The 21,798-nt window shown below is 41.9% G+C and carries 21 protein-coding genes; 17 read left to right on the forward strand and 4 right to left on the reverse strand.

The genetic code is table 11. The annotated features are described in order from the left end of the window. Together pcaF and ppk1 are read left to right on the forward strand one after the other, a co-directional pair. Positions 1-1,078, forward strand: a 1,078-nt coding sequence (gene pcaF / locus AC5YCD_RS13725) for a 3-oxoadipyl-CoA thiolase (RefSeq protein ID WP_496130565.1), incomplete at its 5' end; no start/stop codon positions are given. A gap of 915 nt (positions 1,079-1,993) precedes the next feature. Continuing rightward, positions 1,994-4,054 (forward strand): polyphosphate kinase 1, encoded by a 2,061-nt coding sequence (ppk1, locus tag AC5YCD_RS13730; protein ID WP_496130566.1) that lies wholly within the window; start codon positions 1,994-1,996, stop codon positions 4,052-4,054. Between the two features lie 119 nt (positions 4,055-4,173). On the opposite strand, the gene AC5YCD_RS13735 is transcribed toward ppk1, so the two are convergent. Beyond that, positions 4,174-5,529 (reverse strand): ATP-binding protein, encoded by a 1,356-nt coding sequence (locus AC5YCD_RS13735; RefSeq protein WP_496130567.1) that lies wholly within the window; start codon positions 5,527-5,529, stop codon positions 4,174-4,176. Beyond that, positions 5,522-6,193 carry a response regulator transcription factor gene (locus tag AC5YCD_RS13740; RefSeq protein ID WP_496130568.1) on the reverse strand — a complete coding sequence of 224 codons (672 nt, stop codon included), beginning with the start codon at positions 6,191-6,193 and terminating at the stop codon, positions 5,522-5,524. The genes AC5YCD_RS13735 and AC5YCD_RS13740 overlap by 8 nt, the downstream gene beginning before the upstream one ends. Positions 6,194-6,300: 107 nt before the next feature. Here AC5YCD_RS13740 and dsbD point away from each other — a divergent pair, with 107 nt between their 5' ends. From dsbD to AC5YCD_RS13760, 4 genes are all read left to right on the forward strand, one after another. After that, positions 6,301-8,268: a protein-disulfide reductase DsbD gene (dsbD, locus tag AC5YCD_RS13745; protein ID WP_496130569.1), complete on the forward strand. Its 1,968-nt coding sequence runs from the start codon at positions 6,301-6,303 to the stop codon at positions 8,266-8,268. A 35-nt stretch (positions 8,269-8,303) separates the two neighbouring features. After that, positions 8,304-9,107 carry a TlpA family protein disulfide reductase gene (locus tag AC5YCD_RS13750; protein ID WP_496130570.1) on the forward strand — a complete coding sequence of 268 codons (804 nt, stop codon included), beginning with the start codon at positions 8,304-8,306 and terminating at the stop codon, positions 9,105-9,107. 6 nt (positions 9,108-9,113) lie between these two features. Next, positions 9,114-9,854: a thiol:disulfide interchange protein DsbG gene (gene dsbG / locus AC5YCD_RS13755; protein ID WP_496130596.1), complete on the forward strand. Its 741-nt coding sequence runs from the start codon at positions 9,114-9,116 to the stop codon at positions 9,852-9,854. A 195-nt stretch (positions 9,855-10,049) separates the two neighbouring features. Continuing rightward, entirely contained in the window at positions 10,050-10,412 is a 363-nt protein-coding gene (locus AC5YCD_RS13760; protein ID WP_496130571.1) for a YidH family protein, read from the forward strand. 9 nt (positions 10,413-10,421) lie between these two features. Here AC5YCD_RS13760 and AC5YCD_RS13765 read toward each other — a convergent pair whose 3' ends face one another. Further along, positions 10,422-10,733, reverse strand: a complete 312-nt coding sequence (locus AC5YCD_RS13765) for a metalloregulator ArsR/SmtB family transcription factor (RefSeq protein ID WP_496130572.1) — start codon at positions 10,731-10,733, stop codon at positions 10,422-10,424. Positions 10,734-10,841: 108 nt separating this feature from the next. On the opposite strand from AC5YCD_RS13765, the gene AC5YCD_RS13770 reads away from it, so the two are divergent. The 4 genes from AC5YCD_RS13770 (at position 10,842) to AC5YCD_RS13785 (ending at position 13,342) form a co-directional block, all read left to right on the forward strand. Further along, positions 10,842-11,258, forward strand: a complete 417-nt coding sequence (locus AC5YCD_RS13770) for a YeeE/YedE family protein (protein WP_496130573.1) — start codon at positions 10,842-10,844, stop codon at positions 11,256-11,258. A 1-nt stretch (position 11,259) separates the two neighbouring features. Beyond that, the gene (locus AC5YCD_RS13775; protein ID WP_496130574.1) at positions 11,260-11,676 is read left to right on the forward strand and encodes a DUF6691 family protein; all 417 of its coding nucleotides are present in this window, start codon (positions 11,260-11,262) and stop codon (positions 11,674-11,676) included. Positions 11,677-11,679: 3 nt separating this feature from the next. Continuing rightward, positions 11,680-12,549: an MBL fold metallo-hydrolase gene (locus AC5YCD_RS13780; RefSeq protein WP_496130575.1), complete on the forward strand. Its 870-nt coding sequence runs from the start codon at positions 11,680-11,682 to the stop codon at positions 12,547-12,549. A 103-nt stretch (positions 12,550-12,652) separates the two neighbouring features. After that, positions 12,653-13,342, forward strand: a complete 690-nt coding sequence (locus AC5YCD_RS13785; RefSeq protein WP_496130576.1) for a VIT1/CCC1 transporter family protein — start codon at positions 12,653-12,655, stop codon at positions 13,340-13,342. Positions 13,343-13,383: 41 nt separating this feature from the next. Here the strand turns inward: AC5YCD_RS13785 and AC5YCD_RS13790 are convergent, their stop codons facing one another. Continuing rightward, positions 13,384-14,061 (reverse strand): type 1 glutamine amidotransferase domain-containing protein, encoded by a 678-nt coding sequence (locus tag AC5YCD_RS13790; RefSeq protein WP_496130577.1) that lies wholly within the window; start codon positions 14,059-14,061, stop codon positions 13,384-13,386. Between the two features lie 320 nt (positions 14,062-14,381). On the opposite strand from AC5YCD_RS13790, the gene AC5YCD_RS13795 reads away from it, so the two are divergent. The 7 genes from AC5YCD_RS13795 (at position 14,382) to AC5YCD_RS13825 (ending at position 21,726) form a co-directional block, all read left to right on the forward strand. Next, positions 14,382-15,833, forward strand: a complete 1,452-nt coding sequence (locus tag AC5YCD_RS13795; RefSeq protein WP_496130578.1) for an MFS transporter — start codon at positions 14,382-14,384, stop codon at positions 15,831-15,833. 187 nt (positions 15,834-16,020) lie between these two features. Next, on the forward strand, positions 16,021-16,152 hold the full coding sequence (locus AC5YCD_RS13800) for a hypothetical protein (RefSeq protein ID WP_496130579.1): 132 nt from the start codon (positions 16,021-16,023) through the stop codon (positions 16,150-16,152). 21 nt (positions 16,153-16,173) lie between these two features. After that, positions 16,174-18,345: a phosphocholine-specific phospholipase C gene (locus tag AC5YCD_RS13805; protein WP_496130580.1), complete on the forward strand. Its 2,172-nt coding sequence runs from the start codon at positions 16,174-16,176 to the stop codon at positions 18,343-18,345. Positions 18,346-18,579: 234 nt separating this feature from the next. Then, on the forward strand, positions 18,580-18,828 hold the full coding sequence (locus tag AC5YCD_RS13810; RefSeq protein ID WP_496130581.1) for a phenol hydroxylase subunit: 249 nt from the start codon (positions 18,580-18,582) through the stop codon (positions 18,826-18,828). 31 nt (positions 18,829-18,859) lie between these two features. Beyond that, a complete protein-coding gene (locus AC5YCD_RS13815; RefSeq protein WP_496130582.1) occupies positions 18,860-19,864 on the forward strand; it encodes an aromatic/alkene monooxygenase hydroxylase subunit beta in 1,005 nt (334 codons plus the stop codon). Next, complete coding sequence (locus AC5YCD_RS13820) at positions 19,861-20,130, forward strand: MmoB/DmpM family protein (protein WP_496130583.1); 270 nt, start codon at positions 19,861-19,863, stop codon at positions 20,128-20,130. The genes AC5YCD_RS13815 and AC5YCD_RS13820 overlap by 4 nt, the downstream gene beginning before the upstream one ends. A 60-nt stretch (positions 20,131-20,190) precedes the next feature. After that, positions 20,191-21,726, forward strand: a complete 1,536-nt coding sequence (locus AC5YCD_RS13825; RefSeq protein WP_496130584.1) for an aromatic/alkene/methane monooxygenase hydroxylase/oxygenase subunit alpha — start codon at positions 20,191-20,193, stop codon at positions 21,724-21,726. Positions 21,727-21,798 lie beyond the last annotated feature (72 nt).

Raw genomic sequence — 21,798 nt, forward strand, 5'->3', positions numbered from 1 at the left:
CATCAATTGGGAAAAAGTTGACGATATTATTTACGGCTGTGCCAACCAAGCGGGTGAAGACAACCGTAACGTCGGTCGTATGTCTGCACTGCTTGCTGGTGTACCGTATCAAGTACCAGCAACAACAGTAAACCGTTTATGTGGTTCATCACTTGATGCCGTGGCGATGGCAGCCCGCGCCATTAAAGCGGGTGAAGCAGACCTGATTGTTGCAGGTGGTGTGGAATCTATGTCACGCGCACCACTGGTAATGGGTAAACCAGAAAGTGCTTATGGTCGTAGTCAAAAACTTGAAGACACCACCATGGGTTGGCGTTTTATCAACCCAAAACTCAAAGAGATGTATGGCGTTGAAACCATGCCGCAAACTGCGGAAAACTTAGCGGAACAATTCAACATCAGCCGTGAAGATCAAGATAAATTTGCCTTCAACAGCCAACAACGTACCGCAGCGGCACAAGCCAAAGGTTTCTTTAATAATGAAATCGTGCCTGTGGTGATCCCACAGCGTAAGGGCGATGCAGTTGTGATTGATACGGACGAGCATCCACGTGCATCGACCACTTTAGAAGGTTTAACCAAGCTAAAACCTGTGGTAAAAGCAGATGGTACAGTAACAGCAGGTAATGCCTCAGGTATTAACGATGGTGCAGCAGCAATTTTGATTGCCTCTGACGATGCAGTTGCAACGTATGGTTTAAAACCGCGTGCCAAAGTGATTGGTGCAACGGTTGTCGGTGTTGAGCCGCGCATTATGGGCTTTGGTCCTGCACCTGCCATTAAAAAGTTACTGGCACAAACGGGTCTCACTTTAGAACAGATGGATGTGATTGAGCTCAATGAAGCCTTTTCAGCACAAGCATTGTCTGTAACGCGTGATTTAGGCTTGGCTGATGATGAAGCCCGTGTCAATCCAAATGGCGGTGCAATTGCACTGGGTCATCCGCTCGGTGCATCTGGTGCCCGTTTAGTGACCACAGCAATCAATCAACTTGAACAAATTGGTGGCAAATATGCACTGTGCTCCATGTGTATTGGTGTAGGGCAAGGTATTGCTTTGATTATTGAAACTATTTGATATCCTCTCCCACTTCAAGGGTAGAAATTCCTACAGCTAGATGCTTATAGTCAAGCGCAAGTATATTCTTAGAACTGTTTAAATCACGATCATAGGGGCTTAAACAGTTTTCATACTTGGACCTATTTTAACGCTGCATTTACTTAGACCGTAGCTAGCTCAACGTCGGAATTGATGCTTAGTGTACAGCACATATCCGACAGCATATTTAATAGCGACGTTTTGAATCTTATTTAACCTAATGAATGTGTTACTGATTTGTGATTGCTGGCACACCATTTCAGCTTTGCTTTTTGAATCGTTTGACTATGCCAATTGCATTCTTTCGATGTGATTAAAACTTAAATCATTCACTTTATTTTAGAGAAAGTTTAGCTCTGATGCGAGTTGGTTGATGAGGAGCATCGCTACGCAAGGCAATGTTTGTCTTTTACGCGTAAGTTAAGACTTTTCATAGGCTTATTTTAGTATTTTTGACTTGAGCTAAGTCGGTAGAGGGGAACTTAAAGCGACAACTCTTGTTGCATGGCTTATGCCAATCGCTTATATCCTTGCCCTGAACCCCTAGGTTTTAAGCTCCAAATGCTAAATTTCACTTAGCAATTAACTCAGCAATGAGGATTTTAATACTAAAGTGAGGGTTGAAAATAGTAGAATTGAGGAATGCATATTAGAGATAGCCTGTGGTCATTCATAACTTTATGATAAGTAATTCTTATATAAGTTATATGGTGATCGAATAGATTGATTATTACATTAATTCTTAATAAAAAAAATAATAAAAATCAATATTCTATTCATTTGAAGACTTCTGTGTTTTTTTGGATCAATCTGTAACATATCTGTCATATATAAGGCATACCATGCCGCTTACAGAGGCGACAAAACCAGACTGTTTTAGACAGCACTTTAGTTATGAAAAACTTTCAACATACATCTGCAACCTACTTTAATCGAGAACAATCTTTATTTGAGTTTAATCATCGTGTCCTAGCACAGGCACTTGATTCGTCTTTACCTCTATTAGAGCGTTTAAATTTTCTGATCATTTTTTCTCGTAATTTAGACGAATTTTTTGAAATTCGAGTTGCGGGGTTAATGAAACAACTGGATTTAAATGCGACAACGCGCACACCTGATGCGATTCCGACAGAGGAGGTGCTTGAAGGCTTATCCACGGTGATCCATCAAGCAGTGCAACAGCAGTATAATATTTTAAATCATACGATTTTGCCGCAATTACAAAGCCAAGGTATTCATTATATTCAATATCAGGATATCCTAGAAAAGCATAAAGCTTGGATTCAAGAATACTTCACTCGTCAAGTACAACCTGTATTAACGCCCATTAGCCTCGACCCAGCACATCCATTTCCGCGCTTGGTGAATAAAAGTTTAAACTTTATTGTTAGTTTAGAAGGTAAAGATGCTTTTGGCCGTTCGATAGAATTAGCGATTGTACCCGCACCACGTTCTCTGCCACGTTTAATTGCTCTACCAAAGCATGTTGCCGGTAATGATCAAGAACAAATTTTCTTGACCGCAATTATCCAACAGCATATTGATGAAGTTTTTCCAGGGATGAAAGCGACAGGTTGCTATGCATTCCGTGTGACACGTAATGCAGATCTTGTGCTTGCTGAAGATGTGGATGATCTAGCAGTTGCGCTAAAAGATGAGTTGTCTTCTCGACGTTTTGGGCGTGCTGTACGTTTAGAGATTGAAGATGATTGCCCACAGAAGATTATTCATTATTTATTAAATGAGTTTAATCTTGAAGAGCGTCAACTGTATAGAATTAACGGACCAATCAATCTTTCTCGTATGTCGACGAGTTTTGATCGACCTGAACTGAAATATTCTTTATTTAATCCTAAAGTACCCAAAGTTTTCAGAAAGCAAAAAAATATTTTTGAGATCTTAAAACGCCAAGATGTGCTGTTACATCATCCGTTTGATTCATTTCAGCCAGTGATTCAGATGTTGAGGGAGGCAGCCAAAGACCCTAACGTACTCGCGATTAAACAAACGCTTTATCGTAGTGGACCAGACTCTGAAATTGTTCAAGTACTTGCAGAGGCAGCAAGAAATGGTAAGGAAGTGACAGCTGTCATTGAATTACGTGCGCGTTTTGACGAAGAATCCAATATTACGGTTGCCAATATTCTACAAGAGGCAGGGGCAGTGGTCGTTTATGGAATCGTGGGTTATAAAACGCACGCCAAAATGATCCTAATCGTCCGTCGTGAAGATGATCAATTATGCCGTTATGTACATTTAGGTACAGGGAATTATCATGCTGGTAATGCAAAAATGTACACAGATTATGGGTTAATGACGACCCATGCTGAGATCTGTGAAGATGTACATCGTATGTTCCAGGAACTTACGGGTATGGGGAAAATGGCAAAATTGCAATGTTTGTTGCATGCTCCTTTTACCTTACACAGTGAGTTAATTAAACTTATTCAACAAGAAATTGAATATACCAAGCAAGGTGAGCAAGGCCACATTATTATTAAGGTGAATGCACTTACTGAGCCTGAACTGATTGCGGCACTTTATCAGGCATCTCAGGCAGGTGTAAAAGTCGATTTAATTATTCGTTCAATCTGCTGTCTCATTCCACAGGTTAAAGAACTATCTGAAAATATTCGGGTGCGCTCAATCGTGGGTCGGTTCTTAGAGCATACTCGCGTTTATTATTTCCGACATGGTGGTAAGGATACCCTTTACTGTGCTAGCGCTGATTGGATGGGACGTAATTTATTCTCGCGTGTGGAAACGTGTTTCCCAATCTTTGATGCCAAAATTAAGCAGCGTATATTAAAAGACGGTCTGTTGAGTTATTTACAAGACAATCAAAATGCGTGGAGTTTAAATACAGATGGTACATGGGAGAAAGTACACGTTAATAGTGGTGAACTGATACACAATGCACAGCTCTACTTAATGAATGACCAATCTGTCTCTTAGATAGAAATCATCAATAAGAGATTTGATTGTAAAGGGAGGGCTGAGTGGATAAGCAAATTGCAACATGAGCTTAAAAACCAGCCACTTTCTTTTGTGGAATTCGCTACGCGCTCTGGCATTTAAGTTATCGGCTCAATGCTGACACTAAGGCCATGGGGTGGATTAAATTTGAAGTGCAATTGATATTGATATTGCTTTAAAAGAGCTTGAATCAACGCTAAGCCTAAACCATGCCCAGACTGTTGAGAGGATTTTCGCCAAAAACGTTGTCCTAACCAAGTAACATCCTCAGGATCTAAGACTTTGCCATTATCTTGAATCATCAATGTATTCGCCTGCATAGAAATATAAATTTGATCAGCATTGGCATGCAGCAGCGCATTTTCAATTAAATTTTTAAGGCCAGTAAATACCACCAATTCAGGCAAGTTAAGCGTGGTTAAACTTGACCAATTAATACAGAGTATTGTTTTAACTTGAGGATAACGTGGCTCTAACGTTGAGATCACCTGTTGTAAAATTGCAGCAATAGGCTGAGCAGCTGCAGGTGCTAAGCTTGTGGTTTCGGATTGAGTTAATAACAGCAGTTGTTCTAATAATTCGCCATAGCGACGAATACTCTGATCTGCTTGGTGTAAATGGTGTTGAATCTGAGGGGGTACATTTTGCTGTCTGGCCATCATTTGAGCTAATTGAACATTGGTTTTAATTGCTGTTAATGGGCTACGTAATTCATGTGCAGCATAAGCACTAAAAGCTTTTTCGTTCTCTAAGCTGTGGGAGAGCCTTTGAATTAAAAGGGTAACATTGTCAACAAAAGGTTTTACCTCTTTAGGCATCACTTTCGGGTCGACTTGATCTAAATATTGGCTCACTTCATTTAATTTTAAATCTTCACGGCTTAAATGAGTACTTAATTGGTCTAAAGGTGAAAATTCTTTACGAATAATCAAAATAATAAGTGCAATACAGAGCAATAAAGAACTTAAAAGCGGAATCAAAACTGAGCGTAAAATTTGCTGTAAAAGGGAGTCACGTAAAAACATTTGTTCAGCAGTCACGACTTGAATATGGTCTTTACGTAGCACATAACTTCGCCATTCAACTTCACCTTGTTGCCACGTACTAAAACCTACATTTTTTTTGCTCAAATGAAGAGGTGCCCCTTTAGTTTGAGCGACAACCTTTTGATTTTGAATGGAGTTAGGGTGTAATAAAGAAACCTCACAAGCAATCAACTGCTGTGGGTCATTGGTGTAGGGTGGGTAGAAGAAATCACCTTCTATATTCTGAAGAGGCAAATGTTGAATTAAACGTGCCACCATATGTGCTGATGCAGATAAACGTTGATCTAAAGTGTCTTGTAGGCGTTTTTTAAGATCTATATATAGCCACGTAAATACACAGCTCCACAGTAGAATAAAAACAAAGAGCAGACTGATCACTAAGCGGCCCTTTAAACTTTGCTTATACATATTCACGCTCAGGTTTAAAGATATAACCTACACCACGGACAGTTTGAATCATCTCAGGATGTAATTTTTGCCTTAAGTGATAGATATGGACATTCAGCGCATTGCTTTCGATACTATCTTGATAACCATAAATTTTATCCAGAAGTTGTTCATTTTTGAGCACCTGATGAGGATGATGCATTAAGGTTTCTAATAAACTAAATTCACGGCGGGATAAATGAATGCGACGTTGTTGATAGTGCACCTCTTGATTATCACGATTTAAACTGAGTGTGCCGAAGGATAATAGATTAGAGCAGAAACCACGTTGGCGTCGGTTGAGGGCATGGATTCTGGCAATCAGCTCATCGAGCTCAAAAGGTTTGGTCAGGTAATCATCTGCGCCCGCATTGAGTGCAGCCACACATTGCTGAGTTTGTAATCTGGCGGTTAATACTAAGACAGGCACATCAATCTGATCACGACGCCAGGCGTGTAATAATGTTAAGCCATCTTGATCGGGTAAGCCTAAATCTAAAAGGCATACATCGACTGTACTATGTCGAATAAAATAATCAGCAGCGCTGGCCTGACTGACATGCTCAACTGAAATATTTAAAAAAGCCAAAGCTGCACAAATACTTTGGGCAATATAGGGATCATCTTCAACCAATACAACAAACATCATCGCTCCTTATGCTCAGATAGATTGTAGCGGAGATTTGAGATGTTAATATTGCCTTAATCTTAGATCTCACATAATGGCACTGCACAATGAATCAGGGCGGGTATATGTCGACATGGCTTAAAGGAATCATCCTCAGTACAGGATTATGGGCGGGAACAGCATATGCTGATTTTCTAGCTCCAGATCAAGCATTTCGATTTCAAGCAATATCGATTACGAAAGATCAGGCAGAATTGACATGGAAGATTGCGGATGGCTACTATCTTTACCATGATCAATTTAAAGTGCTTGATCAACAACAGCCCCTGCAATTGAGTCTGCCACCAGCCGAAGACAAAGATGATCCTAATTTTGGACGAACGCAGGTGCATTATGGGCAAGTACAGACTCACATCCCGTTAAAACCCAATCAATCCTTAACGATACAATGGCAGGGCTGTGCGGAAAGTGGTTTATGTTATCCCGTACAAAAAACCACGATTCGTACTGACGCAGCAGGTTTATTGCCTGCATCACAAGCCACAGCGCATGCTAATCGCTTAAATACGATGCAGCCGGCATCTTTATTACCAGAACCTGAGGTGGTGAATGATCAAGCTGTTGCTGCAATACCGAGTATACAACCGCACAAGCAAGATCAGGCGATCGTAACGCCGCAAGCCGCTCCGGTGCCCAGTGAAGCTGTAAGTGACAGCTTGGAACCAGAGAGTTTGGCATCTGCACCGCGTACAGGCCTCGTATCTGCATCTGAGCCAGTATCGGGGCAGCAAGCCGCGGTCACTTCTGGATCTGAAAACTCAATTCAGAGCCAATGGAATAATGATCAGTTTTTTTTCAAGATCCTGTCTGAGCAAGGGATCATGATGAATGTATTGATCTTTTTAGGACTTGGGGTGTTATTGGCCTTCTTACCGTGTTCTTTACCCTTAATTCCCATTTTATCCAGTATTTTAGTGCAGCAACGCCGTGGCTATCAGGCTGCAGTGGTTGCTTTAGCCTTTGTATTAGGAATGGCAGCTGTATATGCCATGATGGGGTTGGCTGTGGCCCAATTGGGCTATAGCTTTCAACGCTGGTTCCAAAGCCCAATGTTCATTGCTGTATTTAGTGTGCTGTGTGTTGTATTTGCTTTGAGTTTATTTGGTGCCTTTCAGTTGTCTCTTCCTCAAGCCTTGCTACAACGTTTAGATCGTTGGCAGCAAAAACAAAAAGGCGGTACCTTGCTAGGTGCCACACTTATGGGAATGATTGCAGCGTTGATTGTCGGTCCATGTATGAGTGCACCATTGGCCGGTGCCTTATTGTTTGTGGCACAGCTGAATCAACCGGGTTTAGGCGCGAGTTACCTGTTTGTGCTTGGTTTAGGTTTAGGTTTACCTCTATTTATTGCTGCGGTATTTGGGGCACAACATTTACCCAAACCGGGTCTATGGATGGATCGCCTTAAATTTAGCTTTGGTTTTGTGATGCTTGGTCTTGCGCTGTATTTTGCGCGTCCATTATTGCCAAGCCTACTGTATTGGCTATTGCTGGGTAGCTTATTTTGTATTTTGGCACTTTATATCGCCACAAAGCTACAAGCCCAATTAACCAAGCCAATTAGCAAAGCGCTACTGCTATTTTGCAGTCTAGGCTTAATCTACATGGCTGGTATGCAGTTTTACCAAGCTTGGCAATACACTCAAATTGAACATCAACCAGTGAAGTTAGATTGGCAGCGTGTGACCACAGCAGCACAGTTAGAGCAGGTGTTAGCGCAGCATGTTGGACAGCCTGTGGTGATTGATGTTTATGCAGATTGGTGTGTGGCGTGCCAACCCATTGAAAAAGAGGTGTTACCACGCCGTGATGTACAAGCCGGCTTAGAGTCTGTACAGCGGATTAAGTTGGATTTAACACACTATGACCGTAGCCAAGATGAACTGCTTAGAAACTGGCAGATTCTAGGTCCGCCTACTTTTATTTTTCTAGATGCCCAGCATCAAGAGCAGCGTGAATTGCGTTTAACAGGTAGTTTTAGCGCATTACAACTTATTCACCGCTTGCAACAGCTTACACAACAGGCCCAATGATGATATCAGTGGATGCTCTACATATTGGTCCTTTCATGCTTCCTTGGACATTATTGATTGTCTTTAGTGCGCTGATCATCACGAGCTTGTGTATTGGTTGGGCCTCACAAAAAAATGCACAGTTCAGTGTTCATCAGCGCCTCAGTCGGGATCTGCTGTGGAGCAGCTTTATTGTCGGTACACTTGGCGCACGTGTAATTTTTGTGTTGCTCAATGCTGAAGTGTATTTTGTCCAACCGATGGATATTTTTAAAATTCAAGATAAAGGTTTTCATGTTTGGGGTGGAGTGATTGTCGCGGCACTCTGGTATTGGCGACGTCATACCACTTTAGCAGCCGTTTATAAAAGTCTGGTGCTCGCAGGATGTATTGGTCTGATTATAACGGGCTTGTTGCTAAAATATACCCTACAGCCCAAAGCACAGTTTCCTGAGCTTGCACTTTCATCTGTCTCAGTTCAGACAAATCAACCATTTAGTCAGATACCATTAAATCGTTTTATAGGTCAGCCGACGGTGATCAACTTATGGGCCAGTTGGTGTCCACCTTGCCATCGTGAAATGCCAGTCTTGGCACAAGCAGCACAACAATATCCTCATATTCATGTGGTTATGGTAAATCAAGGTGAAGACTTAGCAACAGTGCAACATTATCTCGCCAAGCATCAATTTAAATTTCAGCATGTATTGCTAGATCCAAACGGTGATATTCCGGCACATATCAACAGTTTTGGTTTACCTACAACCTTATTTTTTAATGCGCAAGGTCAGTTGATCGAGCGACATATGGGTGAATTAAGCCCAGCCATGTTGCAACACTATCTCAAAAAAATGGAATAAATCATGATGAAACCACTGCAATATTTACTCGGATTGGGCCTTGTTTTGGGCGCAAGTCTGTCTGCACAAGCCAATATTAAACAGCAGTTGGAAAAAGAAGGCTTCGTATTTGTGAAAACCATTCCTGCACCGCAAGGGATGACAGGATGGATCGGGCATCAAGACCAATATTCCACCAGCATCTTTATTTCAAAAGATAACCAATACTATATTAAAGGTGAGCTTTTTGATGCCAAAGGTACGAATGTCTCAGAACAGCAAATTGAAACCCATATGAAAAAAGCCATTTTGGATGATGTGTGGAAGAGTTTAGAACATGCAACTTGGATTCAAGATGGTCGACAAGATGCACCGCGTATTGTCTATGTATTTTCTGATCCCAACTGTCCGTATTGTCATAAATTCTGGCAAAACGCCCGACCGTGGGTCGAATCAGGTAAAGTACAATTACGTCATATTCAAGTTGGAGTGATTCGTGAGGAGAGTCGTGGGCAAGCGGCCAGTCTATTGACTGCTCAGAATCCAGAGGCTTTATTTGCACAACTGAATCAGGATCCAGCCAAGTATACATTGCCCGTGTTAAGCAAAATCCCGGCAGCTATTGCTGCAAAAATTGATGCCAACCAAAGTTTGATGGATAAATATGGCTTTTTCTCGACCCCTGCAATGGTCTGGAAAAATCAGCAAGGTGAATTTCAATCCACCCAAGGTTTGCCAAGTCACTTGCAAGATATCTTCGAGAAATAGCCTGATATTGACAGAGCAGGCCTTGTTATGAAGTTTGGTGATGAGGCTTGATGTGCGTTAGTTTTAAGTTGGGCTTGCATGCAAAGAAGTGTAGATCAGGCATCATGTCATGATTGGACACACGCTTTTAGCCTAAGTCATCTTATATTTAAATAGTATAGAAATAATTAAAAATGAGGCTTAAAAGAACACAAAATGTCGAATTTAAATGATCCGGGTGTATTATTTGCTTTAGAACGCACTGCTCTGGCATGGAATCGTAGTGGTTTAGCGCTCATAGCCTTTGGATTTTTAATCGAAAAGTCTAATCTGCTGTTAAAATTATTACAACCCGAAGCATATCATGAAAAAATTCTGTATAGCACTTGGTTAGGAATGGCGATTATCGGATTTGGGATGCTGATCAACATAGGCTCCATTTTTCAGTATCGCCGTGGCCTAGCAAGTTTAAGTCCAGCCGAGCACCTCGAAGGGTATTCGACTCAGCATCCTATTTGGTTGAATCTTTTTACTGTCTTGACGGGCATGTTAATCCTGATCTCATTTTGGCTCTATTGAATTAAATGTTCAAGCCTTGGGGTGGCAATACAGTTGATAGAGCGTATCGATCATGGTGACAATCTTTGCATCACCTATGCTATAAAAAATGTGTTTTCCTTCACGGCGCGTAGAGACAATTCTCGCTTTGCGTAGTACGGTTAACTGCTGTGATAAGGTGGGCTGCTGTATCTGCGTCGCTTGCTGAATCTGTTGTACATTTAGTTCACGATCAGCCAATACACAAAGAATTTTCAAACGTTCCGGGTTAGTTAAAACTTTCAAGCAATCAGTAACATGATGAACTTGAGAAAAGTCAATTTTCATATTTTTTTCATTCATGTCATTCCTCCTCAACGGCATACACAGATTAAAAATAATCAAAATATGCTTGAATATTATTTACTATTATATAATATAAAAAAGTATATTGTATAGAGAAAGAACAGCATGCACGATTTTCTCATCGCTTTTATCGGTGGTTTAATGCTAGGTACTGCAGTTGTGGGCTATTTATATGTTCATGGACGTATTGCTGGCATGAGTGGTCTGATTGCACAAGTTTTAAATCCAAAAACCATATTGAAAACGCCAGCAATTTGGTTTTTATCAGGACTCATTGTTACGCCTTTCATTTATGGCTTATTTGTTCAACCCGAGATTGAGTTAAATGCTAGTCCTTTGATGATGGTTGTAGCAGGCTTATTGGTTGGTTTTGGTACACGTTTAGGTTCTGGTTGTACCAGTGGGCATGGTATTTGTGGCATAAGCCGTTTATCTAAGCGTTCGATGGTAGCGACCATGACCTTTATGTTGGCAGGTTTTATTGCAGTTTATGTTATTCGTCATGTGACAGGAGCATTCTAAGATGAAAAATTTTTTAGCTTTTGTCTTTGGTTCGATCTTTTCAGTCGGCTTAATGTTCTCAGGGATGTCTAATCCTGAAAAAGTCTTAGATTTTTTAGATCTGTTTGGTGATTGGGACGCCAGTCTGGCTTTTGTCATGATGGGTGCAATTGCTGTTGCGTTTATCCCATTTCAAAAAGCGGTGCGTGCTCAACAGCCGAAAACTGTGTTTAATGAGTCAATTGAGTTGCCAAGCAATCAAAAAATCGATACAAAATTAATCACAGGGGCATTGCTGTTTGGTGCAGGTTGGGGCGTCGCGGGCATCTGTCCAGCGCCAAGCTTTACCCTCATTGGTTTAGGATATTACCAAGGACTGTATTTTATTGTGGCGATGTTAGTGGGTGTCTGGATTCACCGTAAATGGTCAGGAGCTTAAGTGATGCAAAGCGTACAGGTACAAGATTTTTTTGATAAAAATAGCAATACTTTTAGCTATGTAGTGACCGATCCAAACACGAAACACTGTGCCATTATTGATAGTGTATTGGATTATGAGGCGGCATCGGCTAGCACCTCAACAGTACAGGCAGATCAAATCATTGCCTATATTCAAGCGCATGATTTAAAGGTGGAATGGATTTTAGAAACACACGTTCATGCTGACCATTTAACGGCTGCCCAGTATTTAAAGGCACAGTTAGGTGGAAAAATTGCCATGAGTGAAAAAATACACTTAGTGCAAGAAACCTTTGGCGCGATTTATCACTTAGATATGAAGCGCTTTAACGCTGAGCAGCCATTTGATTATTTATTTGCTGATCATGAGCAGTTCAAGATCGGGGATCTAGCAGCTTATAACATCCCTACCCCAGGACATACCCCTGCTTGTCTGAGTTATGTGGTAGGCGATGCGGTGTTTGTTGGTGATACCTTATTTATGCCAGATTATGGTACAGCACGTTGTGATTTCCCCCGTGGTAGTGCAGCGAATTTATTTGACTCCGTACAGTGTTTATATACATTGCCTGAAACGACTCGAGTTTTTCTGTGCCATGACTATTTACCACCAGGGCGTGAGCATTATGTCTGTCAAAGCACTATTGCACAGCAAAAAATGCACAATATTCATATTCATGCAGGAACTGATAAACAGCAATTTGTAGATATGCGTCATCAGCGTGATGCAACTTTAAGTATGCCAAAGCTGATTTTACCGGCTATTCAAATCAACATGCGCGCAGGCCACTTTCCTGAACCTGAAGCCAATGGGATCTCATATTTGAAATTGCCACTCAATTATTTTGCTTAATGGTTTGCTGTAAAATAGATCAGGATATTTTTACTTGAAGATATCCTTTATGCTTGGTCAAGGATTTGATATTTCTAACCCATATGACTTGTGAGAATACACAATGCCGCATTCCTATCATTTAGAAAAACATTATTTAGAGCGGGCAGGGTGGTTACGTGCTGCGGTATTGGGCGCGAATGACGGTATTATTTCGGTGACCAGTTTAGTGGTGGGTATGGCAGCCAGTGGTGCTTCTAGTCATATTCTCTTGGTGACCTGTGTCGCAGGTCTTATTTCAGGGGCTGCGTCTATGGCAGCAGGTGAATATATCTCAGTTAAATCCCAAGAAGATATTGAAAAAGCAGATTTAGCGCGAGAGGCAAGAGAATTACAGCAACACCCAGAACATGAGCTCGCAGAACTGACCCAGATTTATATTCAGCGTGGTTTAGATCGTCAGTTGGCTGAACAAGTTGCGCAGCAGTTAACAGAGCATAATGCTTTGCATGCTCATGCCCGTGATGAAATCGGTATTCTTGAGCAAACAGCTGCACAGCCGCTTACCGCAGCATTTGCTTCAGCACTCGCGTTTAGCGTGGGCTCATTAGTACCTTTACTGTCTATTTTAATTTTGCCTGAAGTGTATGTAGCGAAAGGTATTATGTGGGTTGGGGTATTAAGCTTAGGCGTGCTGGGTGCAATTGCCAGTTATGCAGGTGGGGTAAATGTCTATAAAGGGGCGCTACGTATTATGCTGTGGGGCATTATTGCCATGCTCTTTAGTGCTTGGATTGGTTCTCTGTTTCAGTGATGCATGCGTCTGCAACTGACTGAAACAGAGAGAAGTCACGATTATTTGACTAAACTCAGCAATGCTTGTGCCGTTGCCGCAGAAGAGGCTGGGTTTTGTCCCGTCACCAATAAGCCATCAATTTCAACATGCACTTGCCAATCGGCAGCTTTTGAATAGAGACCGCCCTGTGCTTTGAGCATATCTTCAACTAAAAATGGAACAATGTCGGTTAAACCTACAGCGTCCTCTTCTGAGTTACTAAACCCTGTCACTGCTTTACCACTCACTAGAGGTTGACCATGTGGGTCTTTCACATGGCGCAATACGCCAGGGGCATGACACACCGCTGCAACTGGTTTTTTAGCAGAAATAGCTGCTTCAATAAGTTGAATAGATACAGGATCTTCAGCCAAATCCCATAAAGGACCATGCCCACCTGGATAAAACACGGCATCATACTCTTCTAAAGAAACATCACGTAACTTTGCAGTATGGGCTAAGGCATGTTTTGCCTCTGTATCTGCCTCAAAACGGCGTGTTGCCTCAGTTTGCGCATCTTCTGCATGACTTTTAGGATCAAGCGGTGGTTGTCCGCCATGAGGAGAGGCAAGGGTGAGTTCAGCACCTGCATCTAAAAATACATAGTAAGGCGCTGCAAGTTCTTCGAGCCAAAAACCAGTTGATTCACCCGTCTGACCTAATTGCTTATGCGAAGTTAACACGACTAAAATCTTCATAAGTTTCCTTCTTTCATTCTGAGTGCTTTCTGTCTCAAGCAGTTTAAGGGATTTTTGAAATGACATTGCATTTGCTCACACAATAGCTCTAAAAACCTCTACTTTAATGACCAAAGTCAACCAGATCTTTTATTACACCTGAGACTGATCTTTACAAGTGTAGGAATTGAAAGAAAATTATAGGTGATAAGCACATGTTAGAGCAGTGATTTACTCTATACTGTCTTGCTAAAATTGAATCAATCAGTGACCTAAATTTAAATACCATGAAAATAAATGCTGATGTGAACCCGAGGCGTTGGCTGATACTGATTGCTGTCATGCTGGCTTTTTTGCCAGTGGTCATTGATATGACGGTGCTACATGTGGCAGTACCCTCCTTAACACAATCCTTAGCGGCATCGAATAGCGCTGTGTTATGGATTATTGATATTTATCCATTATTGATGGCAGGATTATTAGTGCCGATGGGAACCCTCGCTGATCGCGTGGGTAACCGTAAGATGCTGCTGATGGGGTTATTGATTTTTGGCTCGGCTTCGCTGTTGGCCGCATTTTCTCAAACCGCAACCATGCTCATTATGGCACGTGCTGTATTGGCTTTTGGTGGCGCGATGATTATGCCGTGTATTCTAGGTATTATCCGTAAAACATTTGAAGATAATCAAGAGCGGGCACTGGCATTAGGCTTGTGGGGCACCGTCGGTGCTGCTGGTGCGGCTGTGGGTCCATTAATTGGCGGCGGCTTACTTGAGTATTTTTGGTGGGGGGCAGTTTTTCTCATCAATGTGCCGATTATGCTAGTTGTTGCACCCTTATGTTATTTTTTACTGTCTAAAGAAGAGCGAACACAAGCTGGAAAATGGGCGTTTGGACAGGCCATCATTCTTATTCTTGGTATGATGACCTTGGTGTATGCCATTAAAACTGGTTTAAATGCACAACATTCTGCGGTGGTTTCTATAGGACTGGTTTTGGTGGCGATCACTTTATTGACGATTTTTGCACGTCAACAGCTTCGCTCGACTGAGCCCATGTTAGATCTTTCTTTGTTTAGCTATCCTGCTATCTTAGCTGGCATGATGATGGCCATTGTGGCTGCTGGTGTGCTTGCGGGCGTAGAACTTACCTTAGCCATGGAATTGCAGTATGTGATTGGGTTAACCCCACTTCAAGCAGGAATTTTTATGGTGCCGATTATGATTGCTGCTGCAGTGGGTGGACCGCTTGCTGGTGTGCTTTCTAATCTTATGGGCTTACGCTATGTGGCAACGGCCTCACTTTTTACCGCAGCGTTTGCACTGCTGAGTTTGGCCTATGCAGATTTCTATCATCCTGGTCTAGCGGTACCTGCGATTTTGGCGCTGATTGGTTTAAGTTTGAGTATTGGTCTCACGGCCTCATCAATTGCAATTATGGGGTCAGTTTCGGCTGAAAGAGGGGCAGCAGCTGGCGCGTTAGAAGCAACTGGCTATGAGCTCGGCACTGGGCTTGGGATTACATTTTTTGGTGTATTTATGGCGCATATATTTGCACAGCGTATCCAGATCCCTGACACACTTAATCCCTCCTTTGCACAACAGGCACAACTTTCTATTGGTGATAGTTATTTAGTCGCAAGTCAATTATCAGGAACGCAAGCTGAGACTTTAATTGTCGCCGCAAAAGCAGCATTTAGTACTGCACACTTCACTTTATTAACCACAGCCGGATTACTGATGGCAGTCTTGGCCATTGTGGTATGTGTCATGTTAAAAAACTACCGTCCTTAAGACGCTAGACCGTGCAATCTAGATGGTGTATTGCTGCCATTCACTGAATATTGTTTAGAAAAAAATATATCACCGCATAGATTTTTTTAACAAATGGTAAAAATTAATTAAAGTGTAATCAAATGATCATGGATCTGTCATCAGAGTCTTATTGACTAAGAGCACCTTTTTTTTACCAGATATTTTTATGCCAAAATCTTTTGCCATTTTATTGTTATGTATAGGCGGCATGCTCAGTGCATGTAATGACGATCAAGACAGTCAGTCTACTCAGCCGACTCCACCATCCGCCTGTCAGACAGCACACTGTGCACCATAACAATAAATAAGAGGGTGATATATGAATCGTCGTGATTTTTTATTAAATACTTTAAAAACATTATCTGGTACTGCAATGTTGGCCAGCTTACCAATAAGTATTCAAAAAGCGTTTGCCATTGATGCCAAGGTTGAAACAGGGACAATTCAAGACGTCAAACATGTGGTGATCTTGACCCAAGAAAATCGTTCTTTTGATAACTATTTTGGTACACTGAAAGGGGTACGCGGGTTTGGGGATCGTTTTACAATTCCCCTAACTGACCAGCGTAAAGTATGGCAACAATATGATCAGCACCAAGAGATTGTTGTACCTTATCATTTGGACAGTCGTTTAGGTAATGCACAGCGTGTCAAAGGTACGCCGCATTCTTGGAAAGATGGCCAAGATGCATGGGATGCTGGCCGTATGGGGGATTGGGTCAAACATAAACAGCCACAATCGATGGGTTACTATAAACAGCAAGAAGTAGAGTTTCAGTTTGCACTGGCGAATGCCTTTACTTTGTGTGATGCCTATCATTGTGCGATGCATGCAGGCACGAATCCCAATCGCAAATTTATTTGGACAGGAACCAATGGCCCTACGGGTGCAAATGTGGCCAGTGTGGTGAATGAGTTTGACTCAATTGGTGCCTCAAATGCAGGTTATGAGTGGATGACTTATCCTGAACGCTTGCAACAAGCAGGGGTGAGTTGGAAAGTCTATCAAAGTATGCCTGATAACTTTACCGATAATCCACTGGCAGGTTTTAAACAATACCGACGTGCCAATGAGCTGTCTGGTCAGCCAGTCAGTCATCGCGATACTGTAAGCCCTAGCTATGATGAACAAATCGATGCCCATCAACCGTTATATAAAGGCATTGCCAACACGATGCCAGACGGAGGGTTCTTAGCAAGCTTAAAAGAAGATATTGCCACAGGAAAACTCCCAGAAGTCAGCTGGATTGTTGCACCTGCAGCCTATAGCGAGCACCCTGGACCATCGAGCCCCGTACAAGGCGCTTGGTATATTCAAGAGGTACTTAACGCCTTAACTGAAAATCCAGATGTTTGGAGTCAGACGGTATTCTTGGTGAATTTTGATGAAAATGATGGTTATTTTGACCATGTTCCATCGCCAAGTGCACCGTCACGTGATGAAAAAGGCGTACCACAAGGTAAGACCACGCTTACGGATCAGCAGATGTCTTATGAGTACTTTGATCACCCTGCGGTAGAGAGTGCTAAATCGCAACCGCAACCGGATGGGCGGGTGTATGGGCCAGGGGTACGTGTGCCAATGTACGTTATTTCACCTTGGAGTCGAGGGGGATGGGTTAACTCACAAGTATTTGATCACACCTCGATCTTACGCTTTTTAGAGCAACGTTTTGGTGTGCAAGAAAATAACATCAGCCCTTATCGCCGTGCTGTATGCGGTGACTTAACTACAGCATTCGATTTTAAAAATCCAAATATTATGGAGATTCCTTCTTTAGACGGTAAGCGAACCAAGCAAGAAGCCGATGCGATTCGACAAGCTCAAGCCAACTTGCCACAAGTCTCTAGACCAGAAGGACAAATCATGCCAGTACAAGAGGTGGGGGTTCGTCTATCACGTGCTTTGCCTTATATCTTGCATACCAGTGCGAAAGTGGACGTTACGACACAAAGTGTAGAATTGATGTTTTCTAATACGGGAACACAGGCTGCCGTCTTCCATGTGTATGATCGCTTGAATCTCACAGCAATACCAAAGCGCTTTATGGTGGAAGCAGGTAAGCAACTGGCGGATCATTGGCCAGTCAATCCGGACTATGATTTATGGGTATTGGGACCGAATGGTTTCCATCGACACTTTAAAGGTAACTTAAGCCAAAGCTTACAGCAGCAAGCTTTGCCAGAGATTCGCATTTGTGTCTCAGACTGTGCTCCCAAAATTGAATTAAAAGTCCGTCATGATGGCAAGCAGCCAGTGAAATTACGGGTACAAGCCAATGCTTACCTCGCACAGCAATCATGGCAGATCGAGACCGCTGTTAATGAAAATAGTTTGGATTGGGATATGGAAGACTTTGGAGGATGGTATGACTTTAGTGTCAGTCTAGTCGATGATCCTTCGTATTTACGCCGTTTTGCTGGTCGTGTCGAAACAGGCAAAGATTCGATTTCTGATCCTTATATGGGCTATATCGATGCCGTCATTTAGTCAATCTGTCTGAAAAAAAGCCTGAACTTGATTCAGGCTTTTTTTTCGACTGCTTACTTGGATAAGGCCGCCCCACTTCATAAAATTCTAAAGTCTCAATAATCGACTTCATAAAATTCTCAAATATTTAAATATAATTTTTGCACTAAAAATTTAAGTTATTGAAATTTAAATAAAATTTAAGTTGGCATGACCTTTGCAAAATCTTAAGTACAAGGACAAAGGGATTGCATTATGCAACAGGATCATGTGACCCAGCCGACATGCTTTATTCATGTCACAGGCACGCAGCGGAATAAATTTATCGAGTTTGAGTTTTCGATAGGTGACCCAGAGCTTGCTGTAGAGATGATTATGCCAGTGCAGGCTTTTGAAGAGTTTTGTGCCAAACATCAAGTGCAATATTTAACTGCAGATGAAGTGTGCAAACTTGAATATGAACGGATGAAATGGCGTTTTGGACAGCCAGGAATAACAGAATAAATAAATCGTTATAAGATCAGGGAGATCTTACATGCAAATTGATATTAAAACTTCAGGTGTGAAACCTATTCGTAACACCTATGCGTATGTTGAGAAACGTTTTGGCGACAAGGTTGCATCACGTTATCAAGAGGCTAGCTACGATATTCAGGAAGAAATTAATTTTCATTACCGTCCATTATGGCAGCCTGAACATGAAATCTTTGATACTAATCGTACTGTCATTCAAATGCAGGATTGGTATGCCTTAAAAGATCCACGCCAATTGTACTATGGCACATACACACAAACCCGTGCTCGTCAGCAAGAAGTTATGGAGAGCAACTTTAATTTTGTTGAAAAAAATCAAGTGTTAAATACGATTGCCGCGGATTTATTGCATAAGGCTGAGCAACTGTTGATCCCATTACGTCATTACGAGTGGGGTGCCAATATGAACAACAGCTTTATTACGGGTTATGCCTATGGGGCGACCTTAACCAATGCCACGATGTTTGCCACCATGGATCGTTTGGGGTCAGCACAGTATCTATCTCGTATTGGCTTATTACTAGATGGCAATCAAGGAACCTCTTTAGAACAGGCCAAACAAAATTGGTTAGCACATCAAGCATGGCAACCGCTACGTGAAAGCGTAGAGCAGATGTTTATCGTTAAAGATTGGTATGAACTGTTTGTGGCACAAAACTTAGTATTCGATGGTTATATCTATCCATTGCTCAAACATATTATTGATCGTGAATTTATTGCACACGGCGCATCAGCGATGAGTTTACTCACCTCATTTATGCATGAATGGTTTGATGAGACCCAACCATGGGTGAATGCGGTGATTAAAACCACGGCAGCTGAGTCTGAGCATAACCGTAGCCAAATTTTAGCATGGATCCAAACATGGCAAGCTCAAGTGCGTCCAGTGGTACATCAACTTCTACGGCTCGTTGACGCCAATACAGATGACATTGAGATTATCGAAGAAATATTTAATAAACGTTTAAGCAAAATGGGTTTAATTGCCAAGGAGTCGGCAGTATGAAAAATGTATTTATGGCTTTTCAAACCAATGACGATACCCGTCCGATTATTGAAGCGATTGAGCAAGATAATCCGGAGGCAAAAATTGAATATTATCCAGCCATGGTCAAAATTGATGCCCCGGGTCAGTTGACCATTTACCGTGCATCGGTAGAAGAAATTATAGGACGTGATTGGGACTTGCAAGAAATTCATATCAATTTGATCAGTATTTCTGGAAATATCGATGAAACCGAAGACAGTTTTACTGTGGGTTGGTTTGGCTAAATAGTGCTGAAATATCAACCGATGGATGGTTGAACTAAAACAATATTATGGAGAATAAAAATGAACATACAGGCAAAAGCGGCAGCACAAACTCAGCGCAAGCTCAATTTAAAAGATAAATACGCCCTCATGACCCGTGATTTAGGTTGGGAAACCAGTTATGTGGACATGGATCAAGTCTTTCCCTACGACAAGTTTGAAGGCATTAAAATTCATGATTGGGACAAATGGGAAGATCCATTTCGTCTGACGATGGATGCCTATTGGAAGTATCAAGCAGAAAAAGAACGTAAGCTCTATGCCATCATCGATGCTTTTGCACAGAACAATGGGCATATGAATGTCACAGATGCGCGTTATATCAATGCGATCAAACTGTTCTTAACCGGTGTGACCCCAATTGAGTATAATGCCCATCGTGGCTTTGCTATGGCTGGGCGCCAATTACGTGGCGTGAGTTCACGTGTTGCGTGTCAGATGCAGGCGATTGATGAACTGCGTCATTGCCAAACCCAAGTGCATACTTTAAGTCATTATAATCGTTACTTTAATGGTTTCCATTCATGGCCACAAAACTTTGATCGCCTCTGGTATTTATCGGTGCCAAAGTCATTTATCAACGATGCGATGACTGCAGGCCCATTTGAATATTTGGTCTCTGTCTCGTTCTCATTTGAATATGTACTGACCAACTTATTATTTATGCCATTTATGTCTGGAGCCGCTTATAACGGTGATATGGCAACCGTGACCTTTGGTTTCTCTGCACAATCCGATGAAGCGCGTCATATGACCTTAGGCTTAGAGGCGATTAAATTCTTACTTGAGCAAGATCCAGACAACGTACCGATTGTACAAAAGTGGATTGATAAATGGTTCTGGCGTGGTTACCGCTTACTGACCTTAGTGGGCATGATGATGGACTATATGTTACCGAAAAAAATCATGTCATGGCGTGAAGGCTGGGAAATCTACTTTGAACAAAGCGGTGGTGCATTATTTGCCGATCTTGAGCGTTACGGTATTCGTATGCCAAAGTATTGGGAAGATTCGGTCAAAGAAAAAGATCATATTACCCATCAGGCGTGGGCAATGTTCTATCAATATTGCTGGGGTACAGGTTTACACGCATGGGTACCAACGCAAGAGGAACAGGAATGGCTCTCTAAAGAGTATCCGAATAGCTTTGATCAGCACTATAAACCACGTTTTGACATGTGGAAGAAGCAAGAAGAAGAGGGCAAGCGTTGGTATAACATCAGTTTGCCATGCCTATGCCAAACCTGTCAGATTCCAATGATCTTTACTGAGGTGGATGATCCAACCGTAATTCGCCAACGTGAAAGCATTTATAAAGATGAAAAATATCAGTTCTGTTCAGATGGCTGTAAAGATATTTTTGACGATGAGCCAGAAAAATACGTGCAAGCATGGTTACCGGTTCAACAAATCTTAAAAGGCATTGCCGGCGGTCCTGCACCTGAAGATATCGTACGCTGGTCTTACTTAGAGCCGGGACAAGATACAGGTGCGTTTGAAAGTTCACCAGATGCATTGAATTGGGAAAAATGGAAAAAAGCCAATAGCACCATTTAATTATTAACGTTGATTTAACCCTTTAAAAATAACAATAAGGTGATGTGTTCAGGACGAAACATCACCTAGGAG

The organism is Acinetobacter sp. CY05, assembly GCF_059515805.1.